The sequence below is a fragment of the Flavobacterium sp. B330r genome, from assembly GCF_056824325.1.
Genome location: NZ_CP124860.1, coordinates 4,408,923 through 4,425,892 on the forward strand (window position 1 = coordinate 4,408,923; position 16,970 = coordinate 4,425,892).

The 16,970-nt window shown below is 33.8% G+C and carries 18 protein-coding genes; 7 read left to right on the forward strand and 11 right to left on the reverse strand.

All coding sequences use genetic code 11. The annotated features are described in order from the left end of the window. Positions 1-76: 76 nt before the first annotated feature. A complete protein-coding gene (locus QLQ95_RS19540; protein ID WP_250835870.1) occupies positions 77-436 on the reverse strand; it encodes a hypothetical protein in 360 nt (119 codons plus the stop codon). Positions 437-781: 345 nt separating this feature from the next. On the opposite strand from QLQ95_RS19540, the gene QLQ95_RS19545 reads away from it, so the two are divergent. The 6 genes from QLQ95_RS19545 (at position 782) to QLQ95_RS19570 (ending at position 4,608) form a co-directional block, all read left to right on the forward strand. Then, entirely contained in the window at positions 782-1,777 is a 996-nt protein-coding gene (locus tag QLQ95_RS19545; RefSeq protein ID WP_482501258.1) for a succinylglutamate desuccinylase/aspartoacylase family protein, read from the forward strand. A gap of 13 nt (positions 1,778-1,790) precedes the next feature. After that, a complete protein-coding gene (locus QLQ95_RS19550) occupies positions 1,791-2,453 on the forward strand; it encodes a hypothetical protein (protein ID WP_482501260.1) in 663 nt (220 codons plus the stop codon). Positions 2,454-2,458: 5 nt separating this feature from the next. Further along, the gene (locus tag QLQ95_RS19555) at positions 2,459-2,818 is read left to right on the forward strand and encodes a nuclear transport factor 2 family protein (protein ID WP_482501262.1); all 360 of its coding nucleotides are present in this window, start codon (positions 2,459-2,461) and stop codon (positions 2,816-2,818) included. A 91-nt stretch (positions 2,819-2,909) separates the two neighbouring features. Further along, entirely contained in the window at positions 2,910-3,146 is a 237-nt protein-coding gene (locus tag QLQ95_RS19560; protein WP_482501264.1) for a hypothetical protein, read from the forward strand. 172 nt (positions 3,147-3,318) lie between these two features. After that, a complete protein-coding gene (locus QLQ95_RS19565; protein ID WP_428237845.1) occupies positions 3,319-3,786 on the forward strand; it encodes a hypothetical protein in 468 nt (155 codons plus the stop codon). A 159-nt stretch (positions 3,787-3,945) separates the two neighbouring features. Continuing rightward, positions 3,946-4,608: a hypothetical protein gene (locus QLQ95_RS19570; RefSeq protein ID WP_482501266.1), complete on the forward strand. Its 663-nt coding sequence runs from the start codon at positions 3,946-3,948 to the stop codon at positions 4,606-4,608. A gap of 178 nt (positions 4,609-4,786) precedes the next feature. On the opposite strand, the gene QLQ95_RS19575 is transcribed toward QLQ95_RS19570, so the two are convergent. From QLQ95_RS19575 to gndA, 4 genes are all read right to left on the reverse strand, one after another. Next, positions 4,787-6,511 carry a tetratricopeptide repeat protein gene (locus QLQ95_RS19575; protein WP_482501268.1) on the reverse strand — a complete coding sequence of 575 codons (1,725 nt, stop codon included), beginning with the start codon at positions 6,509-6,511 and terminating at the stop codon, positions 4,787-4,789. Positions 6,512-6,850: 339 nt separating this feature from the next. Continuing rightward, positions 6,851-7,567 carry a 6-phosphogluconolactonase gene (gene pgl / locus QLQ95_RS19580; protein WP_482501270.1) on the reverse strand — a complete coding sequence of 239 codons (717 nt, stop codon included), beginning with the start codon at positions 7,565-7,567 and terminating at the stop codon, positions 6,851-6,853. Further along, positions 7,548-9,080, reverse strand: coding sequence for a glucose-6-phosphate dehydrogenase (gene zwf / locus QLQ95_RS19585; protein WP_428237849.1), 1,533 nt, complete (start codon positions 9,078-9,080; stop codon positions 7,548-7,550). The genes pgl and zwf overlap by 20 nt, the downstream gene beginning before the upstream one ends. 27 nt (positions 9,081-9,107) lie before the next feature. Next, entirely contained in the window at positions 9,108-10,517 is a 1,410-nt protein-coding gene (gene gndA, locus QLQ95_RS19590; RefSeq protein ID WP_320495029.1) for an NADP-dependent phosphogluconate dehydrogenase, read from the reverse strand. Positions 10,518-10,948: 431 nt separating this feature from the next. On the opposite strand from gndA, the gene QLQ95_RS19595 reads away from it, so the two are divergent. Further along, positions 10,949-12,712 (forward strand): peptidase associated/transthyretin-like domain-containing protein, encoded by a 1,764-nt coding sequence (locus tag QLQ95_RS19595; protein ID WP_482501272.1) that lies wholly within the window; start codon positions 10,949-10,951, stop codon positions 12,710-12,712. Between the two features lie 99 nt (positions 12,713-12,811). Here QLQ95_RS19595 and QLQ95_RS19600 read toward each other — a convergent pair whose 3' ends face one another. From QLQ95_RS19600 to QLQ95_RS19625, 6 genes are all read right to left on the reverse strand, one after another. Next, complete coding sequence (locus tag QLQ95_RS19600) at positions 12,812-13,888, reverse strand: calcium:cation antiporter (RefSeq protein WP_095927494.1); 1,077 nt, start codon at positions 13,886-13,888, stop codon at positions 12,812-12,814. Positions 13,889-14,279: 391 nt separating this feature from the next. Then, positions 14,280-14,615 (reverse strand): winged helix-turn-helix transcriptional regulator, encoded by a 336-nt coding sequence (locus QLQ95_RS19605; RefSeq protein WP_250835887.1) that lies wholly within the window; start codon positions 14,613-14,615, stop codon positions 14,280-14,282. 93 nt (positions 14,616-14,708) lie between these two features. Further along, positions 14,709-15,113, reverse strand: coding sequence for a response regulator (locus QLQ95_RS19610; RefSeq protein WP_095927492.1), 405 nt, complete (start codon positions 15,111-15,113; stop codon positions 14,709-14,711). A 1-nt stretch (position 15,114) separates the two neighbouring features. After that, the gene (locus QLQ95_RS19615; RefSeq protein ID WP_482501274.1) at positions 15,115-16,368 is read right to left on the reverse strand and encodes a sensor histidine kinase; all 1,254 of its coding nucleotides are present in this window, start codon (positions 16,366-16,368) and stop codon (positions 15,115-15,117) included. Between the two features lies 1 nt (position 16,369). Further along, positions 16,370-16,669 (reverse strand): circadian clock KaiB family protein, encoded by a 300-nt coding sequence (locus QLQ95_RS19620; protein ID WP_281632351.1) that lies wholly within the window; start codon positions 16,667-16,669, stop codon positions 16,370-16,372. A gap of 2 nt (positions 16,670-16,671) precedes the next feature. Next, positions 16,672-16,965 carry a circadian clock KaiB family protein gene (locus QLQ95_RS19625; protein ID WP_095927489.1) on the reverse strand — a complete coding sequence of 98 codons (294 nt, stop codon included), beginning with the start codon at positions 16,963-16,965 and terminating at the stop codon, positions 16,672-16,674. Positions 16,966-16,970: the final 5 nt, after the last annotated feature.

The following is a 16,970-nucleotide window of genomic DNA, read 5'->3' on the forward strand; positions in this document are numbered from 1 at the left end:
GTTTTTATAGCAATAGCAGCTCAATTGCATAAGCAAACGAGAAATATTCTATATAAAAACGACAAAAATTTAAAGCCTAGAAAAGCTGATACAAATGAAGATGAGGATGTCTTTCGATGTGGTATATTGAAGCTATACCATATATTAAAGTCTCTTTATAGACTTTGAAGTTGACTAAATTGCTAAAATACGGAGCTTTGATTGTACTTTGTTCCAAAGTAGTCGCTCTGCATTTCATTTTCTTTTTGAGCTTATAATGAACTTCTAGATTTTTAGAAGAAGAAAAGTCAGAAGAAAAAATTTGCGTATCGTCTGCTGCAACACTATCTAAGGTAATGCAGCTGCTAGCACTATAAATTGGCGAATACGTTTCGGTACCTCTAAAAAAAGAAAGCAGCGATAGTAAAACGACATATATGAACTTGGTGGGTTTCATTTAGAGTACAGCAGATTATATAATTTTGTTTCTTAAAAAGAGGGAGTATGTTTGTTTAAAGTGCGCCAAATATAGTAATTTGAAAAGTAAGGTTTCTTAAAATTTTTCTAAAAACCGTGAGATTTAAAAATTTGATAATATTTGAAGTTGGTTTTTAAGGTTTTAATTTTTTACTCTGTTCCTTATTAATAAGTTAGTATCGATTGGATTTTGAGAATTTAGTAAAAGAGTAAACTTTTTTATCTTTGCGCTATAAGAATATAAGGAAGCAAACTTTGTTTCCCATAATAAAAAGAATACCACGTGAATTATTTAAAGCTTTTTGGAACAAAATTAATGCTATTGATGAGTATAATTAGTTATGGGCAAAATCTAGAAAAATTAATAAAAGAAAACATTGCAAAAAGAACCGATACTTTGGTTCATTTTAAAACAGACTCGCCTTATAGTTACATGCCTGTAACGATACTTTCTGGAAAAGAAAAAGGACCTGTTTTTACCATTATTGCGGGAATACATGGTTTTGAATATCCGCCGATTACAGCAGTTCAGGAATTAATCAAAGAAATCGATCCGAAAAAGTTGAAAGGAACTTTGATTGTGGTTCCAATTGCCAATGTTGGTTCATTTTATAAAAGAACCCCATTTGTAAATCCGTCAGACCATAAAAATCTGAATAATGCTTTTCCAGGCTCAGAAACAGGAACTATTACAGAACAAATTGCTAATTATATCACGAAACAGATTATTCCTCAATCGGATGTTTTTTTGGATATTCATGGAGGCGATGCCAACGAAGATTTGCTTCCTTTTGTGTGTTATTACAATAATACATCAGAAGAAAAGAAAACGCTTTTAAGCAGTAAACTTTCAGAGATTTCAGGAATCAATCATATTGTTTCTTATCCGTACACGATTACGAAAACCGAGCCTGCAAAATATGCTTTCAAACAGGCTTCTCAAAACGGAAAAACAGCTTTAAGTATCGAAGCTGGAAAATTAGGAAATGTTCAGACAGAATCGGTACATTTGATCAAAAAAGCAGTTTATAATATGCTCAATTACATCGGAATGTACGACAATGGAACAGCTCCTGTGAAAAATCCATCAGCGGTTTATTTGAACAATCAGGAGTATGTAAAAGCAGAAGTTGCTGGAATTTTTCATAGTACTTTAAAAAGCGGAGATTATATTAAAAAAGGCGATAAAATCGGATTTGTTTCTAATGAATTTGGAAAGGTTTTAGCTGAAATTAAATCACCTGCAACTGGAATTGTTTTATATAAAATTGGAACGCCGCCAGTGAATAAAGGTGAGACTGTTTTTTGTATTGGATATTAGAAAAACTTGAAAGATGATAAAAGCATTTAAAGCAACTGCTATTAGCTTTTTTTTATTTTTGAATTTATGCTTTTCGCAAGAAAAAAAAGCAAAGGATATAACATTTGAAATAGTTGACAAAGTTTTAAAAAATAATAGTTATGCTAAACTGTTGATTAGTAATAATTCATCTTATAATTATTATCTTCCAATTTTAAACTCTGTTGACAGTGAAAAATGGAATTTTATGTTACCAACAAATGAGACGAGTTTCTTTTTCGTACATATGATTGTGTATAATTTTAATAATGATAACTTAAGTTGGCAATCAAATAATTGTTTTGATGAAGATGTAGATCCGATATCGCGAAGTTTTGATGAGAAATGGATGCAAAAGAAAAAAAGTATTAAAATAGAAGATTTTATTCTATTAAAAGCACGCCAAAAAAAGGTTGTAAATGTGCCAATCAATTTGCAGGTAAAACTTTCAAATGATTGTTTTTGGGAGATTAAAGATTATAAAAATGAAAAAGAATTAAAAGTCACCTATTATTATAGAAAAAAACAGGAAGAATGGGCGTCATTATTTCTGAATTCTGAGATGTTAGAAAAGTTGAAGCAGTTGAATTATAAACTTTATAATTTGGAAATTGAATCGAACAGAGTAAAATTAATTTTGCAAAATATAAAAAAATAGAAAAGATGTTAAATCACTACAAAGAAGTTATAGCAAAAGCCTATAATGCTTTCAACGAAAGAAATATTGAAGACTGTTTATCGACAATGCAAGAAGACGTGCAATGGTCAAAAGCATGGGAAGGCGGTTATATAAGTGGCCACAACGAAATCAGACAATATTGGACGCGACAATGGGCAGAAATAAACCCAAAAGTAGAACCGATTGGTTTTGTAGAAAGGGAAAATGGAAGTCTAGAAGTTCTGGTGCAGCAAAATGTAAAAGATTTGAAGGGAAGCTTAATCTTTGATGGATTGGTAAAACATGTTTACACTTTTGAAGATGGTTTGATAAAAACTATGGATATTGAGTTAGTGGAGAATTAAAATAGTATAACATGCGATTTAACCTCTATAATATTAAATCCTTAATGAGCATTTCGATAATTACGATGCTGACTTTAAATTGTAATGGAATATGTATTTTATAATGATTTGCGAATATCGCACTGAAATTATTCTAGAGTTAGATTGTAAAACTAGATTTAATGACTTTGATGGGCAGGGGAATATTCCTAGATTGCCATTTTTTGACTTGGAGAGTGCTGAAAAAAAAGCTGCAGAAATAGTCAAAAATAATAATGAATTGGAAGTTTCTATTGTCAATGAAAATGAAGCTAGATTTTCTAAAAGATTTACTTATAAAGATCTGTAAATCTGCAAATAATTTTCATTCTCGTTTAACTCCCGCTCTACAAAGAGTTCTAAATTTGAATTAAAGAGCTGCGATGGCGCAAAGTCGGAGACATTTGCCCAGCACTATTAAGAAAGACTTCGGAGAGCTGGGCGAAATATATTAATGGTTATAACTATGGAAACTTTAAGAGATGAGAGCAATAAAATTAATAGTAGCAGTTATGATTTTTCATGGCTGCTCAGACCACAAAGATCTAAGTGAAAAACAAATCACAAAATATAAAAGTAAAGTAATTGAAAACAATAATAGAAGTGCCTATATTTTATTAGGAGAATATTATTATAATCAAGATAATTATAGTGAACTACTTTCCTATTCATTAATTATGTCTTATAAGCATAATGATAAAGAAATGATTCATAACGTTTATATGGATTTACTATCTATTTTTACTAATAAAAAATTCTGTACAACCCAAGATTTTAAATTATTATCAGATAATCAAAAAAAATTAGCTTTGTTTTTTTTGAATGACGGAGCAAAGCAAGATCAAATTGGATGTATAAATGAGTTAGAAAAATTGTATCGAAATGGTTGGGGAGTAGAAAAGAATATAATTAAAGCTGATAGTTTAAAGAAGCATTTAGATAGGTTTTAAAAAAAAATAAGAAGCTGGGTATTTGGGATGGCGCAAAGTCGGAGACATTTGCGCAGCACTAGCAAGGACGATACTTTGCAGAGCAGGGGTTGATGGTTTTATTTTTGGACAGAGAGATCAAATGAAAAAATATTTTGAAGGTAAATAAATTTAATTAATATGAGACCATACTTTATTCTTCTAATTTTGTTTATTTATTCTTGTTCCAAGAGTGAAAATAATGTTGAATTAGAAATAGTTTCTACCAAAATAGTATTTTCAAAACTTGACAATGGCAAGAGAAAAAATATTATTAGTTATAAAATTACCAATAATACTTCCTGCGATTATTATTTTAATGCATACAGCCTTTCAAAGTTAACATGGAAGATAAAAGGTTTACAGCCCAGTAATGTTTTCTTTCAAATTATGGATGAAAACGGTAATCATGCTGAATATAACCACAAGGAATATTTGCCGACTGAAGAATTTGTTGCCTGTAAACAAATAAATTATAACAGAGAAGAGAAGGAAATAAAAGAATTAAATTATTCGATTTCTCCAGATTATAAAAATTTAATAGACAAAAATAATTTTTTACTCAAACAAGGCGAATCTAAATATTTTGAAATTCTGTACTATTTTCCAGATTCAAATTATTCTTCAGTAAATCTTGATAAGAACAAAAGGTATTTTTTTAAAATATTGATTTATAGTGATAGCACAAATTACAAGAAGTTTTTATCTAGACCAATACTTAAAACAATTGATGAAAATAATTATAAAGTTTATCACGGAATAATCGAAAGTAAAAATACTGTACCTATAGAGTTTGTGAAGTAAGTTAGTTTTCCGTTCCCCTGCTCTCCAAAGAGTTCCAGATTTGAATAGAAAAGCTGCGCAAATGTCTCCGACTTTGCGCAATTTTTTTATCTTATAAATTGTAAACGGGATAAAAGTCTTTGACTTTTTACGATTATATCATAAAAATAAATTTTTTAAAAACACATTAAAACTAAAATCACTCCAAAATACTAGAAGAATCCTTAATCTCAAAATCGGCATATTGCCAAGCATTATCAAAAGAGGCTTTAATTTTTAAAGCCTCTTTTTCTTTTTTCTGTAATATTAAAGAGTTGTAAAGTCCGATTAGGGCGAAGCCGTTTTTTGGGAGCGTTTGTAAATCTTGTTTGTATACTTTTTCAGCTTCGGCGTATTTTCCTGCTTTAAGTAAAACTGTGCCTAAATAATGTCTAACGGAGAAAAACCAATCTGGCGGTTCATTGTAATTTAACTGATCTTCGATTGCTATTGCTTTATTTAAAAGTACAATTGCTTTATCCAAATTATTCTTTTTTGCTTCAAGTCCTGCTGAAAGCACATTAGCAGCAATTTGAACAAGATCATAAGTGGTGTTGATATTCCAGATGGTAACTTCTTTTAAAGTTTCATCTTTTGCTAATTGGTTCAGAGAAGCAAGCTGTTTTTCGGCATTGGTAACATCATTTTTCCCGAGATAAGCCATTCCTTGTGCATAGTGCCAAATCGCATTCGGGTATACGAGATCTTTTTCAGGTTGTGGAATCTCCATAATTTTATCCCACATCGAAAATTTTACAGCTATATAATATGGAATGCTATAATAATGTTGCAAAGTTCCCCAGCCAGCCTCGCGCATGATTTTAGGAGACATATGCTGCTGTAATATTTGTGCCGATTCCCAAGCCAACTTTGAATTTCCTTCTAAAGCCGCTGTAGCCACCAAAAAATGATAATTGTGTGGATAATAGGCGAGAGGATAAGCGCCTTGTGCATTACAAGCGGTTGAATACAAACTATCAATTCTAACCGCTTCAATGTTGGAAAGCGTGCCTTCATGATAATCTCCAGTACGAATGTAAATATGAGAAGGCATATGAACCAAATGTCCCGATCCCGGAACTAAAGTTTCTAGCAATTTGGCACTTTTAAGTCCGTTTTCTGGATTTGCTGAAGCTTCTACAGCATGAACCAAAAAATGATGTGCGCCCGGATGTTTCGGATTTTTTGTAATCAATTCGTTTAAAACGGCAAGTATTTCGGGAGTCCATTTTTTAGGTATTCCAGTGCCTTTTTCATACAAATCCCACGGATGGAGATTCATTTGAGATTCCGCGTAAAGCGCGCCAATATCTGGATCTGAAGGAAACTGAGCGTATACTTTTTTCATCGCTTTGGCATAAACTATGTCAAGCGGTTTTCTATCCGCAGGAGGATTTTTAGCATAACGCACTAATAATGCATCAATCATAGCGATTTCTTTTGGAGAACATTTTCCAGAAAGCTTTTTAGCTTTTTGAGCCGCATCATAAGCACGCTGAAAATTATCTTCTTCCATTCCGCCATTATAATTCGGACCTAAAACATAAGCAAATCCCCAATACGCCATAGCGCAATTGGGATCTAATCGCGAAGCTTCATAAAATGATCTTGCTGCTTCGGCATGATTAAATCCATAGGCTAACATCATTCCCTGATTGAAATATTCCTGCGCTTCGGGATTATTGGTCGTAATTTTAAAATTCACACCGTCAAGACCTTTAAACTTTGGTGCTTTTTTGTTTTGGGTATACCAATCTTTATCGTTCGTTTTCGGAATATAGCACCCTTGCGAAGCGCTAACTTTAACTGATTTGGGTTCTGTGTTTTTATCTTTACAGCAAACAAAAAGAAGAAAAACAGCAATTAGAAAGTAATTATATTTCATTGCAAAAGGAATTTGAAATTATATAATCAGTGTAAAAGCTCGAAAGAAGAAAAATTGATACTTATAATTTAATAAATTGAATCGGAGAGTATTAAACAAAATTAAATAAAAAAGAAATAGGTTTGTGTAAATATTTGTTTTTCAGTGTTTTGTAATTGTATAGCTGGGCTTTAGGTTTCACGCAGATTTTACAGATTTAAGCAGATTCGCGGAGATTTTTTTTATTGATCAGTTTAGATCTGCCTAAATCTGCAGAATCTGCGTGAAAAAAAATTATCAAAAAAATAAGGTCTACACTTTTCAGCGTAGACCTTAAATTATATGAAAATAAACAATTTCTTAGTTTGTTCCCGCAGCAACTTTATCAACCAAAAACAATAATTCACCCGAAACTGGTTTAATCAATTGCATTGGATATAATGTTGGATTGTAAGCTCCAGTTGTTACTTCTTTCAAAGCGTTGATTTTCTTTTCTCCAAAAGCCACCACAACAATTTTCTCTGCTTTGTTAATTAGCGGAGCTGTAAGCGTGATGCGATACATTTTTTGTGGAGCTAAATAATAAGCATCAACCCATTTAGTCTGTTCCTCAAGAACCGCTTCGCCTGGGAAAAGAGAAGCTGTATGTCCGTCATCTCCCATGCCTAAAAGAATCAGGTCAAATTTTCCTTCTTCGCCTAAAATTTTTCTAATAGACTTTTCGTATTCAGCTGCATATTCCTCAGGTGTAACACCGTCTTTATACATTTCAAAAATGTTTTCTTGCGGAATAGGAACGTGGCTCAATAAAGTCGAATAAGACATTTTTGCATTGCTCAAATCATCATTAAGCGGAACCCATCTTTCATCACCCCAAAAAATATAGACCTTGCTCCAGTCTACTTTGTTTTTGTAAGCATCAGAAGCTAATAATTTGTAAATCCCAGCAGGAGAAGAACCTCCTGTAAGTACAGCTGTAAATTGGCCTTTTGCAGCAATCGCTTTTTGAGCTGATTCTACAAAAAGATCTGCAGCTGCAGTATTAATTTCTTCTGTATTATTGTGTATCTGTATCATTTAAAACTTCTTCTTTTGTTTGTGTATTCGGAATCCATTTGTGGCCTTGACGTGCTAATAATTCATCAGCTTCTTCAGGTCCCCAGCTTCCTGCGTTGTAATTTGGGAAATTCTTTGGAGGCGTTGTTTTCCAAACTTGCTGAATTGTTTCAATTGCATCCCAAGCCTCTTCCACCTGATCCCAACGCATAAATAGGGTAGGATCTCCCAATAATGCATCTGCAATTAGGGTTTCATAAGCTTCTGGTGACATTGTAGAACAAGAAAAATAATCAAAAACCATTTCTGCAGGTCTTAAAGACATGGATAAACCTGGTTTTTTGGTCATAAACTGCAGTTTAATGTCCATTGAAGGTTGAATGTTGATAATCAATCGGTTTGGTGTCATGCCTTCTTTTCCGTATGAGAATGAAGAATGTGGCACTGGTTTAAACTGAATAATGATCGAAGATTGTTTTTCTTCCATTCTTTTTCCTGAACGCAAGTAGAACGGAATTCCCTGCCATCTCCAGTTGTCCAAATAGATTTTCATTGCTACATAGGTTTCTGTATTAGAATCTGGCGCAATGCCTTTGTCCTGACGGTAACCTGGAACAGGAACTCCTTTTATTTCTCCAGCATCATACTGACCTCTTACAATATAATGATCGACTTCTTCTGGTTTAATACGGCGAATTGACTTTAAAACATCTGCTTTTCGATTACGAATGTCATCAGCATTCAAAGAAGCAGGCGCTTCCATAGCGGTCATACATAAAATCTGAAACAAGTGGTTCTGAATCATGTCTTTCAATGCACCAACACCTTCATAGAACCCGCCTCGCTCTTCAACGCCGACTTCTTCTGCAACGGTAATTTGCACGAAATCAATAAAATTACGACTCCATAAAGGTTCGAACATTGAGTTTCCAAAACGGAAAGCCAAAATATTTTGAACCGTTTCTTTTCCTAAATAGTGATCAATTCTGTAAATCTGCTCTTCTTTGAAAGTCTGTGAAAGCATTTCATTCAACTCAATTGCAGAAGCTTTATCATAACCAAAAGGTTTTTCGATAATAATACGATCTTGTTTCGCATTAGCGGCAAGTCCGATTTTCTTGATATTGCTTGAAATCGTTGAAATGAAAGAAGGCGTAATCGAAAGATAGAAAAGACGATTGGCACGTTCGCCAAAAGCAAGGTCAAAATTGTTTATTTTTTCATTTAATCCAATGTACGATTCCTCTTTATCGATATCAAGACTGTGGTAAGAGATGTGTGAAAGAAATTTTTCTGTTTCTGGATCATCAACTCCTTTTCTTCTTGAGAACAGATTTAGATTTTCTGCTACATAAGCGCGAAAATCTTCATTGGTTTTTTCAGCTCTACCAAGAGCAATAATCTGAAACTGTTCAGACATACGTCCGTCAAGGTACAGATTTTGGAAAGCGGGGAAGAGCTTTCTCTTTGCTAGATCTCCAGTTCCACCAAAAATAACAATGATGGTTGGATTCTTTAGTTTATTTTTAGTCATTGTGTGTAGTTGTGTTGCTTTAATTGTTTATTCAGCCCATTGTGTATGGAAAACGCCTTCTTTATCGATTCGCTCGTAAGTATGCGCTCCAAAATAATCACGCTGTGCCTGAATTAAATTAGTTGGAAGATTAGCAGATCTATAAGCATCAAAATAAGATAACGAGTTCATTAATCCTGAAACAGGCAATCCTTTTTGAACAGCAAACTGGATCACAGCTCTCATTCCTGCTTGGTTTTCTACTAATTTTGAAGCAATTCCGCCATCCAAAAGTAAATTTGGCAAATCTGATTTTGCTACGTATGCTTTTCTGAAATCCTCTAAAATAGTCGCACGAATGATACATCCGCCACGCCAGATTTTAGCAACTGTTTCTAGATTTAATCCGTAATTGTATTCTTTAGAAGCCGTGTGAAGCTGAGCTAAACCTTGAGCGTAAGTTACCACGATAGAAAAGTATAAAGCCGATTTTAAAGCCGCAATGGCTTCGCTTTGAGAAACATTTGTTTCGTCAGCGTTCCAAACTAATTTTTTAGCCGCTTCAATTCTTTCTGGTTTGGTTTTAGACATATCGCGCATGTTAACCGCTGCGTCGATTGTTGGAACTGGAACTTGTAAATCCATTGCATTTTGCGAAGTCCATTTCCCTGTTCCTTTAGATCTTGCCCAATCCGATATTTTGTTGATTAATTGTGTTCCGTCTTCATCTTTTTGTTTTAAGATGTTTCCAGTAATTTCAATCAAATACGATCTTAAATCATCAGTTTGATTCCATTCGGAAAAAGTTTTCTGAATCGTTTCATCATCCAAGTTATAACCTCTTTTCATTAAGTCATAAATCTCAGAAATCAACTGCATGATTCCGTATTCAATTCCGTTGTGAACCATTTTTACGTAGTTTCCAGCAGAACCATTTCCTAAATATTCTACACAAGGTTCGCCATCTACTTTTGCCGCAATGGCTTCAAAAATAGGACGAAGTCTTTCGTATGCTTTCTGATCTCCTCCTGGCATCATAGCAGGACCGAAACGAGCCCCTTTTTCACCGCCTGAAATTCCCATTCCGAAGAAGTGGATTCCTTTTTCAGACAATTCAATAAATCTTCTGTCCGTATCTGTAAAATAAGTGTTTCCACCGTCAATAATAATGTCTCCTTTATCTAAGTGAGGCAATAAGCTAGCGATAGCGCTGTCGACTGGTTTTCCCGCAGGGACCAATAACATAATAGCTCTTGGCTGCTGAATAAGCTCTACAAAATGTTTTACATCTGTCGTCGCTTCAATAGTGTGGTCGGCATCGGCTTCTTGTTGAAGAGAATTGACTTTTTCGGTGTCTAAGTCTAAACCTGCAGCCGCAAAGTTATGGCTGGCGATATTTAAAAGTAGGTTACGACCCATTACGCCGAGTCCTACAATTCCAAAATCAAATTTGCTCATAGTTTTCAATTAACTAAATTATTAGAAGAAATGTTTTTGCAGCAAAAAGTAAGAGAAAGTATGGTAATTCTTTTTCATTCAATGTTTTGCAGCAAAACAATGGTTGTTTTAATCTTACATTTCAAAATGTAGAGCGCTAAGTTAGAGAAAAATGCTGAAAAATAAGGGGTAAAATCGTTCACTTTTGGTCTTTATTGTGATACTTTTTATGTGTGAAAATTACGCTTATTATCGCTGTTTTTCAACTATATCGTTGTAATACTGCTAATGCCATTTGTCAATACTTTTATTAGAAGCAGCTTCATGCTCGTAAGAAAAAAGATGTGAAAAATTATAAAAATGTTTATTGAAAATATAGGAATTGAGGTATTTTTGAAAACCCAATCATTGGATCCAAGATTTAATTCATTAAAGTATTATATCCTTTTTATATGCCAAGAAACACAAAGTTTGTTTTTACATCCATTTTTTTTATCCTTATTTCGGGTATCTTTTTTAAAGCAAATGCACAGTCGGTATTAGAAAACGAAATATCTGTTCATGCAGATAAGAAGCCATTAGGCAGTGTTTTGGACTTAATGGAAGAAAAAGGAAATTTTAGATTTGCTTATTATGGTAAACTAGCTGTAAAAGATAGCTTCGTTAGCATTAATGCTGATAATACAACCATAAAAGGAGTTTTAGATCAGCTGCTAGGTGCCAAATATGAATTTAAAGAATCGCCAGGATTTGTTATTGTTCGTTATGCCCCTTTGGAGCTTGCTCTTGTGTTAGAAAAAAACACTGTTATGAGTGACGGACAGCAAATTGTAATCGGTTATATTGTAGATACACAAACCAATAATCGTATTGAAAATGTGAGTGTATTGGAGAAGAATGCGCTACTGTCTACATTAACCAATAAAGATGGTTTTTTTGAACTTCGATTAAAAAATGCACCCCAAGCTATAGAACTTACAGCAGTCAAGGAGAATTATAAAACGGTGACGATGGTATTTCTTTCTGAAATTAAAATTCAGATGGGAGACAAAAAAAATAAAACAGATTATATTGATGGAGATTTCTCTGCAATTGAAAGATCAGGAATTGGCCGTTTCTTTATTTCTTCTAAACAAAAAATACAAGCGCTCAATCTGGGAGGATTTATTTCTAAAGTTCCTGTACAGGCTTCTTTAATTCCGAGTATCAGCACTCGAGGAATGTTGAATACGCAAATTGTCAATAATTTTTCGTTAAATATATTAGGAGGTTATAATGCTGGAGTTCGCGGGCTAGAAATGGCAGGACTTTACAACATTAATCGTATGAATGTTGACGCGCTTCAAATAGCAGGAATATTTAATACTGTTGGAGGATCTGTAAACGGAGTTCAGTTAGCCGGAATCTATAATAATGTTTTTGGCAATTTAAGAGGATTGCAGATAAGTGGGATTCATAATAGTGTGAAAGGCTCGCAAATTGGTTTGCAGATGAGTGGTATTTATAACACCGTGTATAAAGATTCAAAAGGACTTCAAATTGCAGGGATTCAGAACACTGTAAATGGGTCGCAAAACGGATTACAACTTTCGGGAATTTACAATATTGGAAAAGATACTGTGCGTGGCGCGCAAATTACAGGTCTTTTTAATTATGCTAAAGAATTAGATGGAGTTCAATTTGGATTGGTGAACATTACAGATTCACCGTCTGGTTACAGTTTTGGTTTGCTAAACTTTAAAAAAGGTGGTTATAAAAAAATCAGCATAACAAGCAACGAGATTTCAGATATTAATCTTGCTATAAAAACAGGAGACCATAAAATGTATACCATTTTAATGGCGGGAAGAAGCGACAGAAACAATGAAGAAAAGCTGTTTTCTTTCGGAATCGGATTAGGAAAGAAAATTCCGTTAGGGAAACGTTTCACTTATAATCCCGAATTTAGTACGCAGTATCTTTATTTAGGAAATTGGGACATCTATAATTCCTTATCTAAATTTGATTCTTCCTTTTCTTTTCAATTGTGTAAAGGTGTAGCGCTATCTGCAGGACCTTCTTTAAATTTTTATTGGTCTGAGAAACAAGATAAAAATGGCAATTTAAATACTTCTACATTCGTTCAGGATCGTACCAAACGCTATACTATAATCAACAATAACAGCAAAGATATTCTAGGATGGATAGGATGGAGTTTTGGATTGACACTGTTTTAAAAAATGATAAAAAAAGCCTGTAAATATTAATTTTACAGTTTAGAGTCGCCGGGAATCGAATCCGATTATACATTTAAGCAACTAAAATTAATCGAAAGCTTAAGGATAAATCATCAAAAACATATAAGCAAACAAATTGACCAAAAGCACAACGCCGTAAACGATATTCGATTTTCCTTTGCTAAGAGAAAGCATTACGGTAAAAACAGATAGTGCCAAAAGAACAATAGATTTAATGTCAAGTCCTAAAACAATTGGAATTCCCATTAGAATACAAACAAGCGCAACAGTTGGAATAGTCAAACCAATACTGGCAAGAGCAGAACCTAAAGCTAGATTTAAACTCGTTTGCAATCGGTTTTTTTTGGCTGCAATTATCGCTGCGATCGCTTCTGGCAATAAAATAATGATGGCAATTACAACCCCAACCAAAGATTTTGGAAGATTGTGACTTATAATAATAGTTTCAATAGTAGGCGAGAGGGTTTTGGCCAGTAAGACCACAATTCCTAAACTCACCAATAGAAAAACAAGACTTGTATAAAATGTTTTATTATTAATTTCGATTGGATGTGTTTTAGATTCGTCTTCGCTCGTGGTATTGGTTAGAAAGTATTGGCGATATCCTTTGGTTTGTGCGAACAAAAAAGAACCATAAATAACCAGACAGGCAATAGAGGCAAAGATCAATTGAGGCGTTGAATAATAAGAGCCGTGAACACTTTCTGTAAAAGTGGGGAAAACCAGAGTAAATACAATAATCGAAATAAGCGAAACCAAACCAATCGTTACCGAAGAAGTAGAGAAATTCTGTTCGTAATGTTTGATGCTCCCAATAAGTAGACACAAGCCAATAATTCCGTTCAGGATCAGCATCGTGGCGGCATAAACCGTGTCTCTAGCCAAAGAAGCGGCTTCAGAACCTTCAGAGAGCATTAAAGAGACAATTATAGAAACTTCAATTACAGTAATAGAAATAGCCAAAATTATGGTTCCATAAGGTTCTCCAACGCGTTCTGCAATGATTTCGGAATGATGTACGGCAGACATTACGCTCAGAATAAGCAATATACTAGCAACAATCTGAAAGATGCTGCTGTCGGCAATTAGTCCGCTAAATAAAAGAACCCACGAAAGGATTGGAATAATGATGGTCCACTGTAATAGTTGTTTCATTTTTTGTAGTTTTTAAAGTTTATACTGCCGATAGGGCCAACAGAATCGGCTTTTGCCTTTTTTGTAAGATAGAACTTTTATAGCTAAAAATGATAAAAAAAAGCATTTTTAAGCGCTTTTTAAGTTTATTTGAGAGTGTTTTGATTCTTTCTATGTGATTTTCTCTTGATAGCTTAAACTTTGTCAAAGTTTTGAACTTTGACAAAGTTGGCTTCGTGTTGATTTCTTTCTAAACACATAGAAACATACATTAATTCACATAGGTTTAAACTTTTTCAAAATTTCAAACTTTGCCAAAGTTGGCTTCGTACTGAGACTATGTGTTAGAAACTAGTTTCTTTTTAAATTCTTTCTCAAATAAAAAATCTATGTTTCTATGTGTTTAAAATAATTAAGAATTTCGAATAATCTCCTTTCGATGCGATTTTCCCCATTTGATCATTTCTTCGATTACAGGGCCAAAAGATTTGCAATAGGGCGTCGATTCGTATTTAACCTGAATTTCGGCATCACGATCTTCAGTTCTTTTGATCAGCATATTGATCTCCATTTCTTTGAGTTCTCGCGAAAGCATGCGTGTCGTAATTCCCGGAATACTGCGTTCGATTTCCCTGAAACGGTTATTTCCGTTACAGATGGAGTTGATGATTGGCAACCGCCATTTACCCCCCAAAACATGTAAAGTGTCCTGAAGCGCTTGTACTTCCTCTTTCTGATTTCTTTCCATAACAAAACAGCATTAATTTTAGAAAATTCACTGGTTACAAAGTTATACCATAAATCTAAAATAATGAAAAAAAAATTTAAGATGAAACGAAATTTAAGCTTCAATAATGCTCAAAATAGTTTTCGGAATTTCAGCGAAAGCTTCAAAAGAATACGGTTTAATTAAGTACGCTTTTACGCCCATATCATCGCATTTTTCTTTGTAAGAAGGATTAATGCTTGTTGAATAAACAAAACACGGAATATTTTTTAATTCATCATTGCTAAGAATTTCTTGCAAAGCTTCAATACCGTCAATAATGGGCATATTGATATCGGTAAGAATAACATCAGGATTTTCGTTCGAACCGTTTTTTAGATAATTAAGCAGTTCCTCGCCATTGGCAACAAGACTGACTTTGCTAAAATTTGGATTTTTGGTAAAAGTTTCTGCAATAACATCTGCATCATCTATGTCATCTTCAGCAATTACGATATGTAAATTATATTTTTCCGGCATTTTATAAGATAGGAAAGTAAAGGTTAAATATGGTTCCTTCGTTCAATGTGCTTTCAACGGTAATATTTCCAGAATGGTTTTCCATTATCTTTTTACAGATCGCGAGGCCAATACCGTTTCCTGAGTATTCGTTTCTGGCATGCAGACGCTGAAAAATGACAAATATTTTAAGCAAATGACTTTCTTCCATTCCAATGCCGTTGTCTTTTATCTGAACCTTTACAAATTTAGCATTTTGATTTGGTATTTCAGTATCTAAATTTTCTTCCTGCGAAATTTCTATTACAGGAGCGATATCTGTTTTGCTATATTTAATGGCGTTTGAAATAAGATTAGAGAAAAGCTGTCTCATCTGTACGCGAGAAGCTTTAATAATGGGGACTTTTCCTGTTTTTATAACGGCTTTTTTATCAGAAATTATAATTTCAAAATCCTCAATAACTTCTGAAATTATGGTTCTTAAATCTATTTCTGTTCGTTCCTCCTGCGCGGTATGCGAAGAATACTGCACTAAATCGTCTACAAGCGAATTTAATCTTAAAGCCGATAATTTCATGACATTTATAGCTTTTGTATCGGCTTCTTTAAAATAGCTTCCGTCAATTCTGCTGGTATTCATGACAATTTTCCGCAGCGGTTCTTTTAAATCGTGTGAGATTACATGAATAAATTCTTCTAGATTACGATTGATTTTATTCAGTTCGTTTATTTTTTCTTCCAATTCTTTCTGATGGCGAATTAAAGCTTCTTCATGCTTTTTCTTTTCGGTCAAATCGGTAATCACAACCCCAATGGCTTCTACAGCGGGTTCCAGATCAGTTAAAGCGATATAAGCTGGAAAAGTTTTTTCATTTTCCGATTTTAGAAGTATTTCATGTTTAGTAATTCCATATCTCAGTGCTTCTATAAGAGAAACAAACTGCGTTTCGTTTGTAAAATATTCATAAATGTACGTTCCTGTTATTTTTTCTGAAGGAAGACCGACTAATTTTGAAAATTGCTCATTGCAGTAGAGTATCAATCCATTTCTTGAAATACTCAATGCGCCTTGACCGAATTTCTCTATAAGAAGACGATACGTATAATCGGCAGTTTCTAGAGAATACAGTTCGGGAACTCCATTACTGGTTACCACAAGCGCATCAACATCTCCTTGTTTTATAGCATTAACAATACTGTTTGACTCATAAAGTTCTTCTTTCAATGACTCAATTTCGGCTAATAGAGCGGCAATATTTTTTTTATCTTCCTTCAATTTATTTGCTTATATTAAGTATGTATAATACTTTTTCTTTATCTGATAAATCTCCTAAAATGATTCTTTTAGGTTCTGGATGTGTTTTGATCAAGGTAGGAATGGCTACAATTTGATGAATCACAGCCAGTTCTTTATCACGGCTGATATCAACAATTTCTAATTCATAATTGTTGGTGAGATAGGTGTCGCAGATTTTGCGTATATTTTCGATTGCATGTCCTGATTTAACAGACATACCTGAAACAAAAAGCATAAACTTATGTTTGGTTGTACTAGTGCCATCAGATGAATCTTCCATGATTAAGAGTTTATAGGTTTGATGTTCAGCCCTACAAGCACTCTTTCTTCATTAGAAAGGTCACCTATAATTTTACGAATAGGCTCGGGAAATTTACGCACCAAAGTAGGTACGGCCAAAATCTGATCGCCTTCTGCCAATTGCGGATTCTTCAGCAAATCGATAATCTCGATGCTGTATTTTCCTTTTAAATGCTCCTCGGCATACTTCTTTATGTTTTCCAGCGCCTTGATCGATTTTGGCGTTTGCCCTGCTATATAAAGCAATAATTGCCATTCGGCTACTTCTTTTTTCATTTGAT

Bases quoted from the DNA above. Each gene is read 5' to 3' on its own strand.
- QLQ95_RS19540 (WP_250835870.1), bottom strand. From the start codon at position 436: ATGAAACCCACCAAGTTCATATATGTCGTTTTACTATCGCTGCTTTCT.
- QLQ95_RS19545 (WP_482501258.1), top strand. From the start codon at position 782: ATGAGTATAATTAGTTATGGGCAAAATCTAGAAAAATTAATAAAAGAA.
- QLQ95_RS19550 (WP_482501260.1), top strand. From the start codon at position 1,791: ATGATAAAAGCATTTAAAGCAACTGCTATTAGCTTTTTTTTATTTTTG.
- QLQ95_RS19555 (WP_482501262.1), top strand. From the start codon at position 2,459: ATGTTAAATCACTACAAAGAAGTTATAGCAAAAGCCTATAATGCTTTC.
- QLQ95_RS19560 (WP_482501264.1), top strand. From the start codon at position 2,910: ATGTATTTTATAATGATTTGCGAATATCGCACTGAAATTATTCTAGAG.
- QLQ95_RS19565 (WP_428237845.1), top strand. From the start codon at position 3,319: ATGAGAGCAATAAAATTAATAGTAGCAGTTATGATTTTTCATGGCTGC.
- QLQ95_RS19570 (WP_482501266.1), top strand. From the start codon at position 3,946: ATGAGACCATACTTTATTCTTCTAATTTTGTTTATTTATTCTTGTTCC.
- QLQ95_RS19575 (WP_482501268.1), bottom strand. From the start codon at position 6,511: ATGAAATATAATTACTTTCTAATTGCTGTTTTTCTTCTTTTTGTTTGC.
- pgl (WP_482501270.1), bottom strand. From the start codon at position 7,567: ATGATACAGATACACAATAATACAGAAGAAATTAATACTGCAGCTGCA.
- zwf (WP_428237849.1), bottom strand. From the start codon at position 9,080: ATGACTAAAAATAAACTAAAGAATCCAACCATCATTGTTATTTTTGGT.
- gndA (WP_320495029.1), bottom strand. From the start codon at position 10,517: ATGAGCAAATTTGATTTTGGAATTGTAGGACTCGGCGTAATGGGTCGT.
- QLQ95_RS19595 (WP_482501272.1), top strand. From the start codon at position 10,949: ATGCCAAGAAACACAAAGTTTGTTTTTACATCCATTTTTTTTATCCTT.
- QLQ95_RS19600 (WP_095927494.1), bottom strand. From the start codon at position 13,888: ATGAAACAACTATTACAGTGGACCATCATTATTCCAATCCTTTCGTGG.
- QLQ95_RS19605 (WP_250835887.1), bottom strand. From the start codon at position 14,615: ATGGAAAGAAATCAGAAAGAGGAAGTACAAGCGCTTCAGGACACTTTA.
- QLQ95_RS19610 (WP_095927492.1), bottom strand. From the start codon at position 15,113: ATGCCGGAAAAATATAATTTACATATCGTAATTGCTGAAGATGACATA.
- QLQ95_RS19620 (WP_281632351.1), bottom strand. From the start codon at position 16,669: ATGGAAGATTCATCTGATGGCACTAGTACAACCAAACATAAGTTTATG.
- QLQ95_RS19625 (WP_095927489.1), bottom strand. From the start codon at position 16,965: ATGAAAAAAGAAGTAGCCGAATGGCAATTATTGCTTTATATAGCAGGG.